We start from the raw sequence: 18,939 nt of genomic DNA, 5'->3' as shown, positions 1-18,939 counted from the left end.
CGAGGACAAAGCGGTGACCATCCCTGCGCAGAGCGAAGGTGCCACCCTCACCAAGGACGCCGCCCCCGGCGAGACCCTGCTGAAGGTGACCGGGCTCCAGAAACACTTCCCGATCCGAAAAGGCCTGCTCCAGCGGCAGGTCGGCGCCGTGCACGCGGTCGACGGCCTCGACTTCGAGGTCAAGGCCGGTGAGACGCTGGGCGTCGTGGGCGAGTCGGGCTGCGGCAAGTCGACGATGGGCCGGCTGATCACCCGGCTGCTCGAACCGACCGGCGGCACGGTCGAGTTCGAGGGCAGGGACATCACCCACCTCGGGGTGGGCGGCATGCGTCCGCTGCGCCGCGACGTGCAGATGATCTTCCAGGACCCGTACTCCTCGCTGAACCCGCGCCACACCATCGGCACGATCGTCAGCGCCCCCTTCAAGCTCCAGGGCGTCACGCCCCCGGGCGGGGTCAAGGCGGAGGTCCAGCGGCTGCTGTCGGTCGTGGGCCTCAGCCCCGAGCACTACAACCGCTATCCGCACGAGTTCTCCGGCGGTCAGCGCCAGCGCATCGGCATCGCCCGCGCGCTCGCCCTGAAGCCGAAGCTGGTCGTGGCGGACGAGCCGGTCTCCGCGCTCGACGTGTCGATCCAGGCCCAGGTCGTCAACCTGCTGGACGACCTCCAGCAGGAACTCGGCCTGACGTACGTGATCATCGCGCACGACCTCTCGGTGGTCCGGCACGTCTCGGACCGGATCGCGGTGATGTACCTCGGCAAGATCGTGGAGCTGGCCGACCGCGAGTCGCTGTACCGGGCGCCGATGCACCCGTACACCAAGGCGCTCATGTCGGCGGTGCCGATCCCGGACCCGCGGCGCAAGAACGTCAAGAGCGACCGCATCCTGCTCAAGGGCGACGTGCCCTCGCCGATCTCCCCGCCGAGCGGCTGCCGCTTCCACACCCGGTGCTGGAAGGCGACGGAGATCTGCAGGACGACCGAGCCCAAGCTCGTCGAGCTGAAGCCCGGCCAGCAGGTCGCCTGCCACCACCCGGAGAACTTCGAGGACCAGGCCCCGCAGGACACGGTGCTGCTGACCGTGGCCAAGGAGGCGGCCGAGCTGGTCGCCGACGAGGTGCTGGCGGAGTCGGCGGAGACGTCCGCGGCGGTGGCCGCACTGGAGGCCGAGACGGTCGCCGAGGCGGAGGCAACGGAGACGGCGGCCGAGGCGGAGACGCCGGAACCCGCCGCCGAGGCGGAGACGCCGGAACCGGTCGCCGAGGCCGGGGCTTCCGACGCCTCCACAGCCGAGTCACAGAACTCCCAGGAGTCAACGGACAAGTAGCCCATGACACAACTGGGTAAAGGCATGTACATGCCCTAACGGGAGGGCGCAGAGTCGACCGTGTCTGTTCGCTGACCAGCACGCTCGAAAGGGACGACTCATGCGCCTCTCCCGTTCGGCACGTCTGGCGGCTGTCGCGACCGCGGCAGCCGCCTCCTTCGTCATCGCGGCCGCGCCCGCCCCCACCCCGGGCGCCGACGGCATCGGCGACCCCTACTTCCCGCAGCTCGGCAACGGTGGCTTCGACGCCCGCCACTACGACCTCGACGTCGCCTACGCTCCGGACACCGGCCGCCTGGACGGCCGTACCACCCTCACGGCCCGCGCCACCCAGAACCTCTCCTCCTTCGATCTCGACCTCCAGAAGCTGGAGGTCACGCGTGTCGAAGTGAACGGCAGACGCGCCGAGTTCACGCGCACCGGCGACGAGATCACCGTCACGCCGAGGAACCGGCTGTCCAAGGGGCACGAGTTCACCGTCTCGGTCACCTACGGCGGGATACCGGTGGCCCTCAACGGCCCCATCGTCTTCGGCTCCGACTACGGCTGGATGAGGACCGCCGACGGCGTCTTCGTCGCCTGCGAGCCCAACGCCGCCTCCACCTGGTTCCCGTCCAGCGACCACCCCTCCGACAAGGCCACCTACGACATCCGGATCAAGGCGCCGAAGGGTCTGACGGGAGTCTCCAACGGGCGGCTGGTCTCGACGTACGACAAGGGCGCCTCGTCGTACAGCCACTGGCGTGAGAACAGGCCCATGGCGACCTACCTGGCCACCGCCACCATCGGGAAGTTCGACGTGCGGACAGGGAAGACGCCCTCCGGCATCCCGGTCTACGTCGCCATCGACCCGGTCCTCGCGAACAGCAACAGCGTCGACGTGTACGCCGTGACGGCGGCCGCCACCGACTACTGGTCGCAGGTCTTCGGGCCCTACCCCTTCGAGGAGACCGGTGCGATCGTCGACGACATGCCGGAGGCGGGGTTCTCGCTGGAGGTGCAGAGCAAGCCGGCCTACTCGGCGGTGCGCAGCGAGACGACGATCGTGCACGAGCTGGCCCACCAGTGGTTCGGCGACTCGGTGAGCGTGGCGCAGTGGAAGGACATCTGGCTCAACGAGGGCTTCGCCACCTACGCCCAGTGGCTGTGGGCGGAGCACCAGGGCACCCGCTCCGCGCACGACTCCTTCCTCGCCGGCTACAACTCCCGTGCCGCCGACAACCCCTTCTGGCAGATCACCGTCGCCGACCCGCAGCGCGACACCATGTTCGCCTCCGCCGTCTACCAGCGCGGTGCGATGACCCTCCAGATGCTGCGCGAACGGATCGGGGACACCGCGTTCTTCAAGCTCCTCCCCGCCTGGACGAAGCTGCACCGCTACGGCAACGCGAACACGGCCGACTTCATCGAGCTCGCCGAGAAGGTGTCCGGACAGCAGCTCGACGACCTGTTCCAGACCTGGCTGTTCACCCCAGGGAAACCCGCCCTGTGAGCCTGGCTTTGTAAGGTTCATGCGGCCTGACAGGTCACAATGTCAGGGTGCAGCTCCAGCAACTCTTCTCTCCCTCCGTCCAGCACACGCTCGACGTCATCGGCATCTTCGTGTTCGCCATCTCCGGCGCGCTGCTGGCCGTCCGCAAGAACTTCGACGTCTTCGGCATCGCCGTGCTCGCCGAGGTCACCGCGCTGGGCGGAGGGATCTTCCGGGACGTGATCATCGGGGCGGTGCCCCCGGCCGCCTTCACGGACCTGGGGTACTTCATGACCCCGCTGCTCACGGCGCTCGTGGTGTTCTTCCTGCACCCGCACGTCGAGCGCATCCAGTCGTCGGTGCTGGTCTTCGACGCGGCCGGCCTCGGCCTGTTCTGCGTCACCGGCACCACGAAGGCGTACTCCTACGGCCTCAACCTGACCGCCTCGGTCGCCCTGGGGCTCGCCACCGCGGTCGGCGGCGGTGTGCTCAGGGACGTGCTCGCCAACGAGGTTCCCTCGCTGCTGCGCTGGGACCGCGACCTGTACGCGGTCCCGGCGATCGTCGGGGCGACGATGGTGGCGCTGTGCATCCACTACGACGCGCTGACCCCGTTCACCAGCGGGCTGGCGGTCGTCACCGCTTTCGTGCTGCGCCTGCTCGCGATGCGGTTCCACTGGCGAGCGCCGCGTGCGTGGAATCGGCGGACGACGGTTCGCGAGGAGTAGTACCGGCACGGGCACTGCTCTGGCCCATGTTGACCGTCAGCCATTCGAAGACCGCCGGTACCTGGGGCCGCCACAGCGCCATGTTGTGGCCGCCCGCGCTGCGCGGCAGGAACACCACGTGCACGGTGGTCGGGGCCTTGGCGATCTGTTCGAGCGCCACTCCGGCCTGGTAGCCGTCGCCGGACTCTCCCGAGAGGTAGAGGGCGATCCGGGGCGGCGCGGCCGCCTTCCTGAGCAGCAGATAGGGGTTGTTCCGCTCGCGCAGGCTCACGCTCTGCGCGGCGAGTGAATTGCGTTCGCCGATCGGGTCGTTGTAGCCGGACAGGCTGATCGCGGCCCGGTAGCGGTCCGGGTGGGCGACGGCCAGCTTGACCGCGCAGTGCGCGCCCGCCGAGTAGCCGGCGACCGCCCAGTTCGCCGGGGCCGCGGCGGCGCGGAAGTTGTCGGTCACCATCCTCGGCACGTCGATGCTGAGCCAGCTGTCGGCGTTCACCGTGCCCGGGATGTTGGCGCAGCCGGTGTCCACACCGGCCAGCAGGTTGGTGCGCGGGGCGACCAGGATGAAGGGCGCGACCCTGCCGCTCCTCATCAGCGGCTCCAGCTGCTCGTGCACCTTCAGCGAACCGAACCAGGCCTTCGCCGAGCCGGGGTAGCCCGGCAGCAGCTCCACCACCGGGAACCTGTGGTTGCGGTACCCCGGTTCGTCGTACTGGGGCGGCAGCCAGACGTAGACCTCGGCGTTCACGCCCGAGACCCGGCCCTTGAGCTGGGTGACCCGTACCCCGCCGGACGCGTGCATGGCCGCCCCCTCGGCCGCCGTGAAGGTCTGCCTCACCTTGGCCAACCGCTTCAGCGCTATGCCGCCGGTCCCGTCCTGGCCGAGGTTCGCGGCCTGCTGGACGTGGTCGCCGGTGCCGAGCAGGTCGGCCCAGTTGTCGTACAGGTCGTTCTGGTTGTTGACCACCACGAAGATCAGCGTCACCGCGGTGGCCTGCGCGAACAGCAGCATCAGGACCCGGGCCACGGCTCGTACGGCCTGGGGTCCGCGCATCCTCGACCACAGGACGAGCGGCAGTATGAGGGCGACCACGGACAGGACGATGGTCGTGTAGAGGAACGGAGTCCCGGTGAGGCTCATGTCCCCATAGAGGGGAATTCCCGGCTCCGGGTTACGGACGTGTCCGGACACTTACCTAGAAATTGCCGGAACCTCACCCGGCGGGTGGATCCCTTACCGGTCGGGCCCCTGGTGCGTGGATCACAAAAGCTACCGCTTAGTAATCACTTCTTGTACTGTTCAGCCATGCCAGAAGCAGCTTCCACGCGAGCCGTGATCGGCGACAGCGAGTTCGACCGGGACACCGCGGTCACCCGGCGCGCGCCCGGGGTCTACGCCATCGACCTCTCGGCCGGCTGGACCATCATCAACGCCGTCAACGGCGGCTATCTGCTGGCCGTCCTCGGCCGGGCCCTCGCGGACACGCTGCCGCATCCGGACCCGTTCACCATCTCCGCGCACTACCTGACCGCGTCCCAGCCGGGCCCGGCCGTGATCCGCACGAACACCGTCCGCACCGGCCGCACCCTCTCCACCGGCCAGGCCTCGCTCTTCCAGTACGACGGCGACGGCAACGAGGTCGAGCGCATCCGCGTCCTCGCCTCCTACGGCGACCTCGCCGCCCTCCCCGACGACGTCCGCACCGCGGCGACCCCGCCGGCCATCCCGCCCATGGACCAGTGCTTCGGCCCCGAGGACGGCCCCGCCCCGGTCGACGGCAGCTCCGCCATCACCGAACGCCTGATGCTCAAGCTGGACCCGTCGACCCTGGGCTGGGCCCTCGGCGCCCCCTCCGGCAAGGGTGAGATGCGCTCCTGGTTCGGCCTCGCCGACGGCCGTGACGCCGACCCCCTCGCCCTGCTCCTGGCGGTCGACGCGCTGCCGCCCACCGCCTTCGAGATCGGCCTCAAGGGCTGGGTTCCCACGGTCGAACTCACCGTCCACGTCCGCCACCGCCCGGCCCCGGGCCCGTTGCGTGTCTCCGTCACCACCCGCAACCTGGCCGGCGGCTTCCTGGAGGAGGACGCCGAGGTCTGGGACAGCGCCGACCGACTGGTCGCCCAGTCACGGCAGTTGGCCCGGGTCCGCCTCGGCTGACGTATCCGCCGCGACCCCGTACTGTCACGGACGTGTACCAGCGAGTAAACCGCGACCTTCCGGAAAGGCGCAGGTCAGCGCGGTGACTTGAGCCGCCCTTTACCCGAATCACAGGCCGGGGACAGTGCGGGCCCAAGTGCGCCCTAAGCGCCGTTGGTTGAGTGCCACTCCTCAGGACTCCCTCATCCTTTATGGAGCTGTCTCTCATGAAGCGTGTACGTCTCGTCCCCGCGGTCGCCCTGCTCGCCGTGTCTCCGCTGCTGCTGACCGCGTGCGGCTCGGGCGACTCGTCGTCCTCCGGCAGCGGCAACTCCGGTCAAACGCAGTCCTGTCAGGCGCCGTCGGGCATGCCGACGGGCAACGCCTCCGGGAGGCCGAGCGGTGCTCCCTCCGGTGCGCCCACGGGCAACTCCACCGTCAAGCCGACCGGCACCCCCACCGGCATGCCGAGCGGCGGTCCGGGCGGCGGCGGCCAGGGCGGCCCCGGCGGCGGTCAGGGCGGCGGCGGTTGCGGCGGCGGTCAGGGCGGTCCCGGTGCGGGCGGTGCGGCGCCCAGCGGGGCTCCGACCCAGCAGGCCACGAAGAGCTGACACCGGGCCGGCACGACAGGGGCGGTGCGTCCGACGACCGGACGCACCGCCCCTTCGCGTTGCCCGGCCCTAGTCCAGCCAGTGCTGCCGGCCGAGGCTGATCAGCCGCATCTGGCGGGCGGCGACCTGGGTGACGCGCTGCCGCTCCGACTCCGAGGGCTCCGGCGACTCCAGGGTCTCCAGGAACAGGGACGCGGTGATGAGCATCTGGTCCACGTAGAGGTGGGCGAGCATCAGCAGGTCGTCGTCGTTCCACCCGGCGGCCTCGGGGTCCTTGGCCAGCTCGGTCTTGACCTCCTCGGCGAACCGGGCCAGTTGGTCCCGGATCGCCTCGCGCACCGGCTGCACCCCGCCGTGCCGCTCCCGGGCGATGAACCGCACGTGCGCCGGGTGCGCGGCCACATGGTCGGCGATCAGCCGCACGGCACGGGTGATGCGCTCCGGGCCGGGCGTGGAGACGGTCGTGCGGACCATGGGGTGCAGGCTGCCGAGCGCCTCGTCGACGAGGGCGACGCCCAGGTCGGCGGTGGAACGGAAGTGCCGGTAGAAGGCGGTCGGGGCGACGCCGACGGCCCGGGTGACCTCGCGCAGTCCCAGGCTGCTCAGGCTCTGCTCCTCCAGCAGCCCCAGTGCCGCGTCCAGGAAGGCCTGGCGGGTCTTCTGCTTCTGGGCCTGTCGGATGCCGAGGGTGTGACTCATGTCATCCAGTTAACAACTGTTCTCCGGAATTGAAAAGCCGCCGGAGTTGCTAGACTCAAAGTCAGTGAACAACTGTTACTACAACCGTTCACCCAAACTTAACGGAGGGGGGATCGAATCCCATGCTGTTCCTCGTCGCCGCACTCATGCTGTTCGGCGTGGTGCTGGGCACCGTGGCCCACGCGCCGCTCGACGTCACCGCAGGACTCGCCGCCGTGATCGCCGTCTGGCTGGCCGTCTTCGCACTCCGCGAGCGCATCGCCCGCCGGCGCCGCACCTCGGCCAACTGACCGTCCACCACGACTTCCAGGAGCTGAGCCATGCTGCACCTCACCGCCCCGGCCGACACCCGCCCCGAATCCCGCCCCCGCGACGCCGACGGCATGGCCGTGGCGTCCTTCATCCTCGGCCTCCTCGGCCTCCTCGTCCTGAACCTGTTCCTGGGCCCGATCGCCATCGTCCTGGCCCTGGTGTCCCTGTGGCGCGGCACGAGCCGCAAGGGCCGCGCCTACCTGGGCCTGGCCCTGGGCATCGCGGACCTGGCGATCCTCGGCATCGCGATGGACATCTCGAACACGGTGTCCTGGAGCTTGTGAACGGGCCCCTGTAAGCCCCGTTCAGGGAAGCGCCCCCTCAGGGGCGCGGGGAACTGCGCGACCAGCCCCGCACGGCCCGCAGTGACCCACCGGCCCGAGCCGACCAAGGCGCCCCTCGGTCCTACGGCGGAGCCCCCCGTAGAATCGACGTCATCATGGCCTACCTCGACCACGCCGCCACGACCCCCATGCTCCCGGAGGCGGTAGAAACCCTCACCGCCACCCTCGGCGTCACCGGCAACGCGTCCTCCCTGCACGCCTCCGGCCGCAAGGCCCGCCGCACGGTCGAGGAATCCAGGGAAACCCTCGCGGAGGCACTCGGCGCCCGCCCCAGCGAGGTCGTCTTCACCTCCGGCGGCACCGAGGCCGACAACCTCGCGGTCAAGGGCCTGTACTGGTCCCGCCGCGACGCCGACCCCGCCCGTACCCGCGTCCTGTCCAGCCCCGTCGAACACCACGCGGTCCTCGACGCGGTCCACTGGCTCGGCGAACACGAGGGCGCGACGGTGGAGTACCTCCCCGTCGACAGCTACGGCCGGGTGCACCCCGAGGCGCTGCGCGAGGCGATCGCCCGCAACCCCGACGACGTGGCCCTCGCCACCGTCATGTGGGCGAACAACGAGATCGGCACGGTCCTGCCGGTCCGCGAACTCGCCGACGTGGCAGGCGAGTTCGGCATCCCCCTGCACGCCGACGCGGTCCAGGCCGTCGGCCAGACCCCGGTGGACTTCGCCGCCTCCGGCCTCGCCGCGATGACCGTCTCCGGCCACAAGGTCGGCGGCCCCTACGGCATCGGAGCCCTGCTCCTCGGCCGTGAGTACACCCCCGTACCGGTCCTGCACGGCGGCGGCCAGGAGCGGCACGTCCGTTCCGGCACCCTCGACGTCCCGGCGATCGCCTCCTTCGCGGTCGCGACGAACCTCGCCGTCGAGCGCCGCGAGTGGTTCGCCCGCGAGATCGGCACCCTGCGCGACCAGTTGATCGACGCCGTGCGTACGGCCGTACCGGACGCGATCCTCGGCGGCGACCCGGTCGACCGCCTCCCGGCCAACGCGCACTTCACCTTCCCCGGCTGCGAGGGCGACTCGCTGCTCCTGCTGCTCGACGCCCAGGGCATCGAGTGCTCGACGGGCTCCGCCTGCACGGCCGGGGTGGCCCAGCCGAGCCATGTCCTGCTGGCCACCGGGACCGATCCGGACCTGGCCCGCGGCACCCTCCGTTTCTCGCTCGGCCACACCTCCACCCAGGCCGACGTGGAGGCGGTCGCGAAGGTGATCGGCCCGGCGGTGGAGCGGGCCCGGGCCGCCGGACTGAGCTGATCCCGGCCACCCCGACGGTGCTGCCGCGACACGCGGAATAGGACCCAAGTCGCTTCCAAAGAAGGCGAGTTGAGAGGTTTCTCATCAGCGTGCGCACAGCGCGGGGCGAGGGCACACCTCAGGTGGCTCTCTAGCTTCTGCTGACATGACAGACAACCTCTCTGCCTCAGCGCAGAACCCCGCACCCGATCCCTCCGACTCCGTCTCCGCCCAGCCGGGCCGGCACCGCATGGACCACACCATGAAACGGCGGCGCGTACTGATCGGCGGCGCCACCGTCGCCGCGGCCGGCGGACTGCTGGCCGCGGGCCTCGCCTCCGCCGACACCACCACCGCCCCGGAGGCCGACGCAGGCGCCGCCACCACCGTCACCAGCGACGCCTCCTCCGGCGTCTGCTCCCTCAACGCCGAGGTCACCGAGGGCCCCTACTCGCTCGAAGGTGCGCTCGTGCGAGAGGACGTCCGCGAGGACAAGGAAGGTGTCGAGGTCCAGTACACCTTCACCGTCGTCGACGAGGCCGACGACTGTGCTCCGCTGGCGAACGCGCTGGTCGAGATCTGGCACTGCGACGCGCTCGGCGAGTACTCCGGTTTCGTCGGCAAGAACGGCCACACCGAGGACGACGACGGCACCTTCCTGCGCGGCGGCGGGCTGACCGACTCCAACGGCGAGGTGAGCCTCGTCTCGATCTGGCCGGGCCACTACGTCTCCCGGGCCGTGCACGTCCACATGCGGGTGCACACCGACGTGACGCTGACCGACGACTCGTACACGGGCGGCTCGATCATCCACACCGGCCAGCTCTTCTTCGACGCGGACCTCAACGCCCAGGTCCAGGCGCTCTCGCCGTACTCCGACAACACCACCACGGAGACCCTCCTCGACGACGACTCCATCTACGACGACGGCGGCGCCTCCTCCGGGCTGCTGACCCTGACCGCGCTGGGTGACAGCGTCTCCGACGGGTACCAGGCGACACTCACCGTGGGTGTCAGCACCTCCTGAGACAGCGGGGCCCGGCGCCCCTGACACCGCCACCGGCCCGGTGACCGACTCAGTCGTGGTCACCGGGCCGGTGTTTCGTGCGTCGGGCCCGAGTGCGGCGGCGGTCCCCGCGCCCTGCGGGCGGAACACGGCAAAAGGCTGCCGCCGGCGCTTCCACCGCCGGCGGCAGCCTTCCCGAGAGGCCAGGTTCAGGCTAGCTCTCGGTGACCATGAGGGAGGCCATCATCCCCTCGTCCTCGTGCTGCAGGAGATGGCAGTGGAGCATGTACATGTACGTGTCGTCGCTGAAGTCGGTGAACTCCATGGCGATCTCGATGGATCCACCGCCGACCACCTCGTAGGTGTCGTACCAGCCGAGTTCGACACCGGTCGGATCCTCGCCGTTGATGGAGATCAGCTGATACGGCACGTCGTGCAGATGGAACGAGTGTTCCAGCTGCGTGCCGTTCTTGATCGTCCAGATCTCCTTGGACCCCAGGGTCGTGGAGATCATGGCCATCGAGCTCATGCTCGTGCCGGCCGAGCCGTTGATGGTCATGGTCGTACCGGACTGGCCGAGGGTGATGGTCCGCGCGGTGAAGTCGCTGGTGTCGTACCGGTCGATGGTCCGCAGCGAGGTGGGCAGGTCGTCCGGGGTGTCGGTGCCGCCCGCGGAGACGGTCAGGAAGTCGTACGTGCCGCTGCCGCCGCGCACCCAGCCGGTGGTGACGACCGCCTGGAGGGTGACGTCGTCCGAGAGGTCCATGACCATCTCGGCGCGGGCGCCGGCCACCAGCCGGATCTCGGTCACGTCCGTCGCCGCGGACAGATAGCCCTGGTCGGTGGCGATCTGCGACATCGTGCCGCCGTCGCTGCGCTGGATGGTGATGATGTCCGACGGCGAGGCGTTGAGCAGCCGGAACCGGGTCCGGGTCTTGGTCGCGGAGAAGGTGAGCGTGGTGTCGTCGACGTTGGTGCCGTTGACCAGCAGCGGGTAGGTCAGGTCGCCGCCGAGGTACCCGGTGAGGTCGTACTTGATGTCGCCGTCGGCATCCACGGCCAGGCACTGGAAGATCAGCGGGATGTCGTCGGTGCCGTAGGTGCTGGGCAGCGCGGCGCTGGTGGTGTTGTCGCTGTCGTCGACGATGATCATGCCGGCCAGGCCGTGCACCGCCTGCTTGGCCGTGGTGCCCAGGGCGTGCGGGTGGTACCAGAGCGTCATGGGCTCGTCGAGCACCTCGAAGGTCGGCGACCAGGTCTCCCCGTCGGCGAAGGAGACCTGGGGACCGCCGTCCATCTTGGCCGGGACGTGCGCGCCGTGGAAGTGGACCGTGGTGTCCTCGCCCAGGCTGTTGGTGATGTTGAGGAGGACCGTGTTGCCCTTGGTCCACTTCATGGTCGGGCCGAGGAACGACTGGTTGTAGCCGGCGGTGGTGCTGGTGACACCGCTGATCACCTCGGCGCTGCCGGTCTGCGCCTCGAGCGTGAAGGTGGTGGTGCTGTCGGAGGTGGTGCCCTCCAGGAGGTCCGGGACGGAGAGGGTGGCGGTGTTGGTCGCGGCGCCCGCCTTGTTGCCGTTCGCGTCGGCCAGCAGGGCGAAGGTCGCGCCGCCCGCGGCGACGGCGCCCAGGCCGACGCCGGCCATGCCGCCGAGGAACTTCCGCCGGTGAACGCCCTTGCCGCGCTTGGCCGTCGCCTCCTTGGAGTGCTCGGCCCCGGTGACGCGCTCGGCCTTGGAGTGCTCCGCGCCCTTGGCGCGCCGGCGCCTGCCGCGGGTGTCCTGCTCTTCGCTGCCGCCCGTCTCGAAGGAGGGCTCTGAGGTGTGGGTCATGGCGGGGATGTTTGACCTGAGGACTGTGCGGAATCTGAGGCGAAGTTAGGAAGAGGGCGGGGGGACTGTGAGGCTGCCGTGGATGCTGGTGATGCTTAACTCCCTTGAGAAGAGCCGGAGTTGACCAGGCGCAGCTGGCGCCCGGGGCGAGGGACGCAACGGACACAGGCAGCGCGCAGAGCGAGCACAGGATAACGATTCAGTCACGTGCGGAACCTGGGGTCAGGCCTGTCCGGCCCGCCGCACAAGACCCATGTAGCGGTCCCAGTCCCAGTGCTTGCCCGGGTCGGTGTGGTCCGTCCCCGGCACCTCCACATGACCGATCACATGCTCCCGGTCCATGGGCATGCCGTACCGCCGGCATATCGCGGCCGTCAGCCGCGCCGACGCCGCGTACATCGCGTCGGTGAAGTCCTCCGGGCGGTCCACGAAACCCTCGTGCTCGATGCCGACACTGCGCTCGTTGTACGACCGGTTGCCCGCGTGGAAGGCCACGTCCAGCTCGCGGATCAGCTGGGTGATCCGCCCGTCCTTGCGCACGATGTAGTGCGCCGCCGCCGCGTGCGCCGGGTCCTGGAAGACCTTCACCGCGCTCGCGTAGCCGCCCTGGGTGACATGGATGACCACCCGGTCGATCGAGTAGTCGTCCGGCCGGTCCGCCGTGCGGTAGTTGCCCGGGGACGCCGCCACCCAGCGCGCGCCCCCGAAGTCCACCGCACCCGCCACCCGGGCCCTGCGCACCCCCGGCAGCCGCCAGTACAGCCGCGCCAGCTCGTCCCTGGTCAGCACGGCCGTGCCCACGGCCGCCGCCGCTCCGCCGATCAGCAGCGCCCGCCGCCCGATCCGCCGGTCCCGATCACCACTCGTCGCCCCCATGTGATCCTCAACGGATACTCGCGGGCCCCGGTTCCCGCCTCCCTTTACTCTGGAGGGGCTATGACTGACACCCCGCAGCGCACCCGCCCCCTCCGCGTCCTCGCCGCCATGTCGGGCGGCGTGGACTCCGCCGTCGCCGCCGCCCGTGCGGCAGCGGCGGGCCACGACGTCACCGGCGTCCACCTCGCACTCTCCGCGAACCCACAATCCTTCCGTACCGGCGCGCGGGGCTGTTGCACCATCGAGGACTCCCGCGACGCCCGCCGTGCCGCCGACGTCATCGGCATCCCGTTCTACGTCTGGGACCTCGCCGACCGCTTCCGCGAGGACGTCGTCGAGGACTTCGTCGCCGAGTACGAGGCGGGGCGCACCCCCAACCCGTGCCTGCGCTGCAACGAGAAGATCAAGTTCGCGGCCCTGCTGGACAAGGCGCTCGCGCTGGGCTTCGACGCGGTCTGCACCGGCCACTACGCGAAGATCGTGACGCTCCCCGACGGCTCCCGCGAGCTGCACCGCGCCTCCGACATGGCCAAGGACCAGTCCTACGTCCTCGGCGTCCTGGACGAGCGCCAGCTCGCGCACGCGCTCTTCCCGCTCGGCGACACCCTGACGACCAAGGACGAGATCCGCGCCGAGGCCGAGCGCCGGGGCCTCGCGGTCGCGAAGAAGCCCGACTCGCACGACATCTGCTTCATCGCCGACGGCGACACCCAGGGCTTCCTGGCCCGGCGGCTCGGCACGGCCGAGGGCGACATCATCGACGAGTCCGGCGCCAAGGTCGGCACCCACGAGGGCGCGTTCGGCTTCACCATCGGCCAGCGCAAGGGGCTGCGGATCGGCACCCCGGCGGCCGACGGCAAGCCGCGCTACGTCCTCGACATCTCGCCGGTCGACAACACGGTGACGGTCGGCCCGGCCGCCGCCCTGGACGTCAGCGCACTGACGGCGATCAGGCCCCGCTGGTGCGGCACCGCCCCCACCGGCCCGGCCCGCTACACCGCCCAGCTCCGCGCGCACGGCGGCGAGACCGAGGTCAGCGCCGAACCGGTCGACGGCGAGCTGCGCGTCACGTTCACCGAGCCGGTCCGGGGCGTCGCCCCCGGCCAGGCGATCGTCCTGTACGACGACACGCGCGTCGTCGGCTCGGCGACCATCGCGTCGACCGTCCGGGCGGCGGACACGGCAGGCGTCAGCCGGTGACCTCGACGTCGTAGAAGCAGAGGTGGTCCTTGATCGCGGCGACGTCGGACTTGGGGTCGGGGTAGGCCCACACCAGGTCCGGCGCGTCCGGCAGGGACCAGTAGGAGGCGGTGCCCTTGAAGGGGCAGACGGTGTGCGTCTCGGAGGGCGTGAGGAGATCCAGCCGGACGTCCTCGGCGGGGATGTAGTAGCGCACGGGACTCCCGGTCTCGCGCAGAACCAGGGGCCGATCGCTCTCGGCCAGGATGAGATCGCCGTGCACCACGCGCACGCGCTCGTCGCTCTTCTCGATGGTGATCGTGTGTCCAGAAGCCATACAGGGATGACAGCGGCGGGGGCCGGGTTGTTCCCGCCTACCCTGACCTCATGCGAATCTGTGTCTTCCTCTCCGCCGCCGACCTGGACGACCGCTACACCCGGCCGGCCCGGCACTTCGGGGAGCTGATCGGCAAAGGCGGCCACACCCTCGTCTGGGGCGGCTCCGACACCGGCCTCATGAAGGTCGTCGCGGACGGCGTCCACGAGGCCGGCGGCCGGCTGCTGGGCGTCTCGGTCGAGTTCCTCGCGAACAAGGTCCGCCCCGGCGCCGACGAGATGGTGATCGCGTCCGACCTCGCCGAGCGCAAGCGGCTCCTCCTGGAGAAGGCGGACGCCGTGGTGATCATGGTCGGCGGCACCGGCACCCTGGACGAGGCCACCGAGATCCTGGAGCTGAAGAAGCACGGCCGCACCGACAAGCCGGTCGTCCTGCTGAACACCGCCGGTTTCTACGACGGCCTCCAGCAGCAGTTCCGCCGCATGGAGGAGGAGGGCTTCCTGCCCCGCCCCCTGGCGGAGCTGATGTTCTTCGCCGAGGAACCGGCCGAGGCACTCGCCCACCTGGAGGCGGCCCGGAACGCCGGCTGATGCGAGCATGGCCCTCATGGCAACTCATGTGATCACCGGTGCCGGTTCCGGCATCGGCGCCGCCGTGGCCCGCCGACTGCACGCGCGCGGGGACGACCTCGTCCTGCACGCGCGCGACGCGGGCCGCGCGAAGGAACTGGCCGCCGGGCTCCCCGGCGCCCGCACCCTGGTGGGCGACCTGGCGGACCCGGACAAGCTCTCCTGGGCGTTCTCGCACCAGACGCTCCCGGACCGGGTCGACTCGCTGCTCCACATCGCGGGCGTGGTCGACCTGGGCGAGATCGGCGAGCTGACCCCGAAGTCCTGGCGCCACCAGCTGAACGTCAACCTGGTCGCCCCGGCCGAACTGACCCGCCACTTCCTGCCCCAACTGCGCGCCGCCCGCGGCCACGTGCTCTTCGTGAACTCGGGCGCCGGCCTCAACGCCCACGCGGGCTGGTCGGCGTACGCGGCCTCCAAGCACGGCCTGAAGGCCCTCGCCGACTCCCTCCGCCACGAGGAACACGGCAACGGCGTCCGGGTCACCTCGGTCTACCCCGGCCGCACGGCGAGCCCGATGCAGGCCAAGGTCCACCAGCAGGAGGGCAAGGAGTACGACCCGGCGAAGTGGATCGACCCGGAGTCGGTGGCGACCACGATCCTGACGGCCCTGGACCTCCCGAGGGACGCGGAGATCAACGACCTGACGGTCCGACCCGGCGCATAATTCAGCGCCCTGTGGCTGAGCGCCCCGTAAGGGGCGCGGGGCCGTGTTCATATGCGGCTTCCGCCGCGTGGGCGCGACCAGCCCCCACACCCCGCACGTGACCAACCACCGTCGCCCCTCGTCGGCCACCAACCCTAGGCTTCCCACGTGAACGCAACCCCCTCCTTCGGCCCCGCCACCGGCGTCGGTTCTCTCCCCGGCACCGATGCCCGAGAGGCCGCCAAGGCCGCGACCGGCAGCTTCGAGGACTTCCCCTTCCTCCCCGAGCTGCCCGCCCGCGGCCCCGGCGCCGACATGATCGGCCGTACCGCCGGCCTGCTCGTCGAGCTCTACGCGCGCGTGGAGCCCAGCGGCTGGCGGCTCGGCGACCGGCCGGGCCAGGACACCCGGCGGGCCGTCTCCTGGCTGGGGGAGGACCTGGACGCGCTGGAGGAGTTCACCCAGGACTACGAGGGCCCGCTCAAGGTGCAGGCGGTCGGCCCCTGGACCCTCGCCGCCGCCCTGGAGCTGCGCAACGGCGAGTCCGTTCTCTCCGACCCCGGTGCCTGCCGCGACCTGGCCGCCTCCCTCGGCGAAGGCCTGCGCCTGCACCTCGCCGAGGTCGGGCGCCGGATCCCCGGCGCCCGGCTCGTCCTGCAACTCGACGAGCCCTCCCTCACCGCCGTGCTGCGCGGTCGGGTGCGGACCGCCAGCGGCTACCGCACCCACCGGGCCGTGGACCGCCAGGTCGTGGAGTCGACGCTGCGGGACGTCATCGGCATCCACACCGGCGGCCCGGTGGCCGTCCACTCCTGCGCCCCCGAGGTGCCCTTCGCCCTGCTGCGCCGCGCCGGGGCCGCCGCCGTCTCCTTCGACTTCTCGCTCCTCACCGAACGTGACGAGGACGCGATCGGCGAGGCCGTGGAGGGCGGTACCCAGCTGTTCGTCGGTGTCGTGCCGGGCACGGACACGGCATTGTCAGACCCTGCCGGTAGCGTCATGGGTGTCAGGACGCTGTGGCGCAGGCTGGGGCTGCAACCAGGGCTTCTCGCGGAGGCCGTGACGGTCACCCCGTCGTGCGGGCTCGCGGGTGCTTCCCCCGCATATGCCCGGCAGGCGCTCGCCCACTGCGTCCGGGCGGCGAGATCACTCGCGGACAACCCAGAGTAACGGGAGGAACACGGTGGCCGGCGACAAGCAGCAGGCGGAGACGGCGGTGCCCGCAGAGGCACGGGAACAGCACGCGCGGATCGCCGAGCAGATCGAGGAGCACCGCTTCCGGTACTACGTGAAGGACGCTCCGGTCATCAGCGACGCGGAGTTCGACAAGCTCCTGAAGTCCCTGGAGGCGCTGGAGGACCAGTACCCCGAGCTGCGCACCCCGGACTCGCCGACCCAGAAGGTCGCGGGTGCGTACGAGACGGAGTTCACGGCGGTCGAGCACCGCGAGCGGATGCTGTCGCTGGACAACACGTTCAACGACGAGGACCTCGCCGCCTGGGCCGAGCGGATCCACAAGGAACTGGGCGACCAGGAGTACCACTTCCTGTGCGAACTGAAGGTCGACGGCCTCGCCGTCAACCTCACCTACGAGCACGGCCGCCTCACCCGCGCGGCGACCCGCGGCGACGGCCGCACCGGCGAGGACATCACCCCCAACGTCCGTACGATCGCCGAGATCCCGGACCGGCTGCACGGCGACACGGTGCCGGACCTGGTCGAGATCCGCGGCGAGGTCTACTTCCCGATGGAGAAGTTCGCCGAGCTCAACGAACGGCTGGTCGCGGCCGGTGACAAGCCGTTCGCCAACCCGCGCAACGCGGCGGCCGGTTCGCTGCGCCAGAAGGACCCGCGGGTCACCGCCTCCCGCCCGCTGCACATGGTCGTCCACGGCATCGGCGCCCTGGCGGGCTTCGAGGGCATGACCCGGCTCTCCCAGGCCTACGACCTGCTCAAGACCTGGGGCCTGCCCACCTCGCCGCACAACCGGGTGGTCGACGACCTCGACGGCGTACGGGAGTTCATCGCCTACTACGGCGAGAATCGGCACTCCGTGGAGCACGAGATCGACGGGGTCGTCGTCAAGCTCGACGAGATCCGCCTCCAGGGCCGGCTCGGCTCGACCGCGCGGGCGCCGCGCTGGGCGATCGCCTACAAGTACGCGCCGGAAGAGGTCAACACCAAGCTCATCGACATCAAGGTCGGCGTCGGCCGTACCGGGCGGGTCACGCCGTACGCGCAGGTCGAGCCGGTCACGGTGGCGGGCAGCGAGGTGGAGTTCGCGACCCTGCACAACCAGGAGGTCGTCAAGGCCAAGGGCGTGCTGATCGGCGACACGGTGGTGCTGCGCAAGGCCGGTGACGTGATCCCGGAGATCCTCGGCCCGGTCGTCGACCTGCGGGACGGCAGCGAGCGGGAGTTCGTGATGCCGGCCGAGTGCCCCGAGTGCGGGACACCGCTGCGGCCCATGAAGGAGGGCGACATCGACCTCCGCTGCCCCAACGCCCGCACCTGCCCGGCCCAGTTGAGAGAGCGGGTCTCCTATCTCGCGGGCCGCGAGTGCCTGGACATCGAGCACTTCGGCGGGGTCGCGGCGGCGGCGCTCACCCGGCCGCTGGAGCCCGCCGAACCGCCGCTGGTCGACGAGGGCGACCTGTTCGACCTCACCATCGAGAAGCTGCTGCCCATCAAGGCGTACGTCCTGGACCCGGACAGCGGGCTGCCCAAGCACGACCCCAAGACGGGCGAGGAGAAGGTCGTCACGGTCTTCGCCAACCAGAAGGGCGAACCCAAGAAGAACACCCTCGCCCTGCTCCAGAAGATCGAGGAGGCGAAGACCCGCCCGCTCGCCCGCTTCCTCAACGGCCTGTCCATCCGGCACGTCGGCCCGGTCGCCGCGCAGGCCCTGGCCCGTGAGTTCCGCTCCATCGACCGCATCGAGCAGGCCACCGAGGAGGAGCTGTCGAACATCGACGGCGTCGGTGGCATCATCGCGACGGCGCTCAAGGAGTGGTTCGCCGAGGAGTGGCACCGCGAGATCATCCGAAAGTGGAAGACCGCTGGAGTCCCGCTGGAGGACGAGTCCACCGGCGAGGACGAGGGACCGCGTCCGCTGGAAGGCCTCACCGTCGTCGTGACCGGAACCCTGGAGCACTTCACCCGGGACGGCGCCAAGGACGCCCTGCAGAGCCGCGGAGCCAAGGTGACCGGCTCGGTATCGAAGAAGACGTCGTTCGTGGTCGTGGGTGACAACCCCGGATCGAAGTACGACAAGGCGATGCAGGTGAAGGTTCCGGTTCTGAACGAGGACGGATTTGTCGTCCTTTTGGAGCAGGGACCGGACGCGGCGGCCGAAGTCGCCCTTCCGACCGAGGAGTAGCGGTTGAAGGCCACCCGTTCGGCGCATACCAGATGCATACGGGTGGCCGGTGCGCAATCGGGCAACCGTCGACGACCGCTGCCCGTGAAAGCCTTCTGCGGCCTACTGTTGAGATGTGCACCTGCCGTGCCCAACTGCGGTTGGCGCATTCCCGTGCTCCTGCAGGGCACGGACCGCATGGCGTGGGCACCG

General features: G+C 70.3%; 19 protein-coding genes. 14 read left to right on the top strand and 5 right to left on the bottom strand.

What is annotated here, in order from left to right; genetic code table 11:
• Nucleotides 1–13 precede the first annotated feature (13 nt).
• The 3 genes from ACFWXC_RS41065 to ACFWXC_RS41055 all read left to right on the top strand — a co-directional run bounded on the left by ACFWXC_RS41065 (nucleotide 14) and on the right by ACFWXC_RS41055 (nucleotide 3,526).
• Entirely contained in the window at nucleotides 14–1,327 is a 1,314-nt protein-coding gene (locus tag ACFWXC_RS41065) for an ABC transporter ATP-binding protein (RefSeq protein ID WP_384487269.1), read from the top strand.
• Between the two features lie 100 nt (nucleotides 1,328–1,427).
• Nucleotides 1,428–2,819, top strand: a complete 1,392-nt coding sequence (locus ACFWXC_RS41060) for a M1 family metallopeptidase (protein WP_384487267.1) — start codon at nucleotides 1,428–1,430, stop codon at nucleotides 2,817–2,819.
• A 47-nt stretch (nucleotides 2,820–2,866) separates the two neighbouring features.
• Nucleotides 2,867–3,526, top strand: a complete 660-nt coding sequence (locus tag ACFWXC_RS41055) for a trimeric intracellular cation channel family protein (RefSeq protein ID WP_384487265.1) — start codon at nucleotides 2,867–2,869, stop codon at nucleotides 3,524–3,526.
• Here ACFWXC_RS41055 and ACFWXC_RS41050 read toward each other — a convergent pair.
• Nucleotides 3,435–4,664: an alpha/beta hydrolase gene (locus tag ACFWXC_RS41050; RefSeq protein WP_384487263.1), complete on the bottom strand. Its 1,230-nt coding sequence runs from the start codon at nucleotides 4,662–4,664 to the stop codon at nucleotides 3,435–3,437. The two genes, ACFWXC_RS41055 and ACFWXC_RS41050, sit on opposite strands and share 92 nt — an antisense overlap.
• Nucleotides 4,665–4,829: 165 nt before the next feature.
• On the opposite strand from ACFWXC_RS41050, the gene ACFWXC_RS41045 reads away from it, so the two are divergent.
• Nucleotides 4,830–5,681, top strand: a complete 852-nt coding sequence (locus ACFWXC_RS41045; RefSeq protein WP_384487261.1) for a thioesterase family protein — start codon at nucleotides 4,830–4,832, stop codon at nucleotides 5,679–5,681.
• A gap of 206 nt (nucleotides 5,682–5,887) precedes the next feature.
• Nucleotides 5,888–6,271, top strand: a complete 384-nt coding sequence (locus ACFWXC_RS41040) for a hypothetical protein (protein WP_384487259.1) — start codon at nucleotides 5,888–5,890, stop codon at nucleotides 6,269–6,271.
• Nucleotides 6,272–6,340: 69 nt separating this feature from the next.
• Here the strand turns inward: ACFWXC_RS41040 and ACFWXC_RS41035 are convergent, their stop codons facing one another.
• On the bottom strand, nucleotides 6,341–6,970 hold the full coding sequence (locus tag ACFWXC_RS41035; protein ID WP_384487257.1) for a TetR family transcriptional regulator: 630 nt from the start codon (nucleotides 6,968–6,970) through the stop codon (nucleotides 6,341–6,343).
• A gap of 122 nt (nucleotides 6,971–7,092) precedes the next feature.
• Here ACFWXC_RS41035 and ACFWXC_RS41030 point away from each other — a divergent pair, with 122 nt between their 5' ends.
• The 4 genes from ACFWXC_RS41030 to ACFWXC_RS41015 all read left to right on the top strand — a co-directional run bounded on the left by ACFWXC_RS41030 (nucleotide 7,093) and on the right by ACFWXC_RS41015 (nucleotide 9,891).
• On the top strand, nucleotides 7,093–7,260 hold the full coding sequence (locus ACFWXC_RS41030) for a hypothetical protein (RefSeq protein ID WP_384487255.1): 168 nt from the start codon (nucleotides 7,093–7,095) through the stop codon (nucleotides 7,258–7,260).
• 33 nt (nucleotides 7,261–7,293) lie between these two features.
• Nucleotides 7,294–7,566 (top strand): DUF4190 domain-containing protein, encoded by a 273-nt coding sequence (locus ACFWXC_RS41025; RefSeq protein WP_384487339.1) that lies wholly within the window; start codon nucleotides 7,294–7,296, stop codon nucleotides 7,564–7,566.
• 155 nt (nucleotides 7,567–7,721) lie between these two features.
• Entirely contained in the window at nucleotides 7,722–8,885 is a 1,164-nt protein-coding gene (locus ACFWXC_RS41020; RefSeq protein WP_384487253.1) for a cysteine desulfurase family protein, read from the top strand.
• A gap of 145 nt (nucleotides 8,886–9,030) precedes the next feature.
• Nucleotides 9,031–9,891, top strand: a complete 861-nt coding sequence (locus tag ACFWXC_RS41015; protein ID WP_384487251.1) for an intradiol ring-cleavage dioxygenase — start codon at nucleotides 9,031–9,033, stop codon at nucleotides 9,889–9,891.
• A gap of 193 nt (nucleotides 9,892–10,084) precedes the next feature.
• Here the strand turns inward: ACFWXC_RS41015 and ACFWXC_RS41010 are convergent, their stop codons facing one another.
• Together ACFWXC_RS41010 and ACFWXC_RS41005 are read right to left on the bottom strand one after the other, a co-directional pair.
• Nucleotides 10,085–11,701, bottom strand: coding sequence for a multicopper oxidase family protein (locus ACFWXC_RS41010; protein ID WP_384487249.1), 1,617 nt, complete (start codon nucleotides 11,699–11,701; stop codon nucleotides 10,085–10,087).
• A gap of 222 nt (nucleotides 11,702–11,923) precedes the next feature.
• On the bottom strand, nucleotides 11,924–12,577 hold the full coding sequence (locus ACFWXC_RS41005) for an N-acetylmuramoyl-L-alanine amidase (protein ID WP_384487247.1): 654 nt from the start codon (nucleotides 12,575–12,577) through the stop codon (nucleotides 11,924–11,926).
• Between the two features lie 60 nt (nucleotides 12,578–12,637).
• Here ACFWXC_RS41005 and mnmA point away from each other — a divergent pair, with 60 nt between their 5' ends.
• On the top strand, nucleotides 12,638–13,777 hold the full coding sequence (mnmA, locus tag ACFWXC_RS41000; protein ID WP_384487245.1) for a tRNA 2-thiouridine(34) synthase MnmA: 1,140 nt from the start codon (nucleotides 12,638–12,640) through the stop codon (nucleotides 13,775–13,777).
• Here mnmA and ACFWXC_RS40995 read toward each other — a convergent pair.
• Complete coding sequence (locus ACFWXC_RS40995) at nucleotides 13,767–14,093, bottom strand: DUF427 domain-containing protein (protein ID WP_384487243.1); 327 nt, start codon at nucleotides 14,091–14,093, stop codon at nucleotides 13,767–13,769. The two genes, mnmA and ACFWXC_RS40995, sit on opposite strands and share 11 nt — an antisense overlap.
• 50 nt (nucleotides 14,094–14,143) lie before the next feature.
• Between ACFWXC_RS40995 and ACFWXC_RS40990 the strand changes: the two genes are divergently transcribed.
• From ACFWXC_RS40990 to ligA, 4 genes are all read left to right on the top strand, one after another.
• Entirely contained in the window at nucleotides 14,144–14,683 is a 540-nt protein-coding gene (locus tag ACFWXC_RS40990) for a TIGR00730 family Rossman fold protein (RefSeq protein ID WP_384487241.1), read from the top strand.
• Between the two features lie 16 nt (nucleotides 14,684–14,699).
• Nucleotides 14,700–15,389, top strand: a complete 690-nt coding sequence (locus ACFWXC_RS40985) for an SDR family oxidoreductase (protein WP_384487239.1) — start codon at nucleotides 14,700–14,702, stop codon at nucleotides 15,387–15,389.
• A gap of 147 nt (nucleotides 15,390–15,536) precedes the next feature.
• On the top strand, nucleotides 15,537–16,538 hold the full coding sequence (locus ACFWXC_RS40980; RefSeq protein ID WP_384487237.1) for a methionine synthase: 1,002 nt from the start codon (nucleotides 15,537–15,539) through the stop codon (nucleotides 16,536–16,538).
• Nucleotides 16,539–16,551: 13 nt separating this feature from the next.
• The gene (ligA, locus tag ACFWXC_RS40975; protein ID WP_384487235.1) at nucleotides 16,552–18,747 is read left to right on the top strand and encodes an NAD-dependent DNA ligase LigA; all 2,196 of its coding nucleotides are present in this window, start codon (nucleotides 16,552–16,554) and stop codon (nucleotides 18,745–18,747) included.
• Nucleotides 18,748–18,939 lie beyond the last annotated feature (192 nt).

This window comes from Streptomyces sp. NPDC058683, from assembly GCF_042716195.1.
GTDB lineage: Bacteria > Actinomycetota > Actinomycetes > Streptomycetales > Streptomycetaceae > Streptomyces.
The sequence above is the reverse complement of the archived record's forward strand: the minus strand, read 5'-3'. Positions and strand labels throughout refer to the sequence as shown.

Bases quoted from the DNA above. Each gene is read 5' to 3' on its own strand.
- ACFWXC_RS41050 (WP_384487263.1), bottom strand. From the start codon at position 4,664: ATGAGCCTCACCGGGACTCCGTTCCTCTACACGACCATCGTCCTGTCC.
- ACFWXC_RS41020 (WP_384487253.1), top strand. From the start codon at position 7,722: ATGGCCTACCTCGACCACGCCGCCACGACCCCCATGCTCCCGGAGGCG.
- ACFWXC_RS41010 (WP_384487249.1), bottom strand. From the start codon at position 11,701: ATGACCCACACCTCAGAGCCCTCCTTCGAGACGGGCGGCAGCGAAGAG.
- ACFWXC_RS41005 (WP_384487247.1), bottom strand. From the start codon at position 12,577: ATGGGGGCGACGAGTGGTGATCGGGACCGGCGGATCGGGCGGCGGGCG.
- ACFWXC_RS41060 (WP_384487267.1), top strand. From the start codon at position 1,428: ATGCGCCTCTCCCGTTCGGCACGTCTGGCGGCTGTCGCGACCGCGGCA.
- ACFWXC_RS41040 (WP_384487259.1), top strand. From the start codon at position 5,888: ATGAAGCGTGTACGTCTCGTCCCCGCGGTCGCCCTGCTCGCCGTGTCT.
- ACFWXC_RS41030 (WP_384487255.1), top strand. From the start codon at position 7,093: ATGCTGTTCCTCGTCGCCGCACTCATGCTGTTCGGCGTGGTGCTGGGC.
- ACFWXC_RS41035 (WP_384487257.1), bottom strand. From the start codon at position 6,970: ATGAGTCACACCCTCGGCATCCGACAGGCCCAGAAGCAGAAGACCCGC.
- ACFWXC_RS40995 (WP_384487243.1), bottom strand. From the start codon at position 14,093: ATGGCTTCTGGACACACGATCACCATCGAGAAGAGCGACGAGCGCGTG.
- ACFWXC_RS41045 (WP_384487261.1), top strand. From the start codon at position 4,830: ATGCCAGAAGCAGCTTCCACGCGAGCCGTGATCGGCGACAGCGAGTTC.
- ACFWXC_RS41015 (WP_384487251.1), top strand. From the start codon at position 9,031: ATGACAGACAACCTCTCTGCCTCAGCGCAGAACCCCGCACCCGATCCC.
- ACFWXC_RS40990 (WP_384487241.1), top strand. From the start codon at position 14,144: ATGCGAATCTGTGTCTTCCTCTCCGCCGCCGACCTGGACGACCGCTAC.
- ACFWXC_RS40985 (WP_384487239.1), top strand. From the start codon at position 14,700: ATGGCAACTCATGTGATCACCGGTGCCGGTTCCGGCATCGGCGCCGCC.
- mnmA (WP_384487245.1), top strand. From the start codon at position 12,638: ATGACTGACACCCCGCAGCGCACCCGCCCCCTCCGCGTCCTCGCCGCC.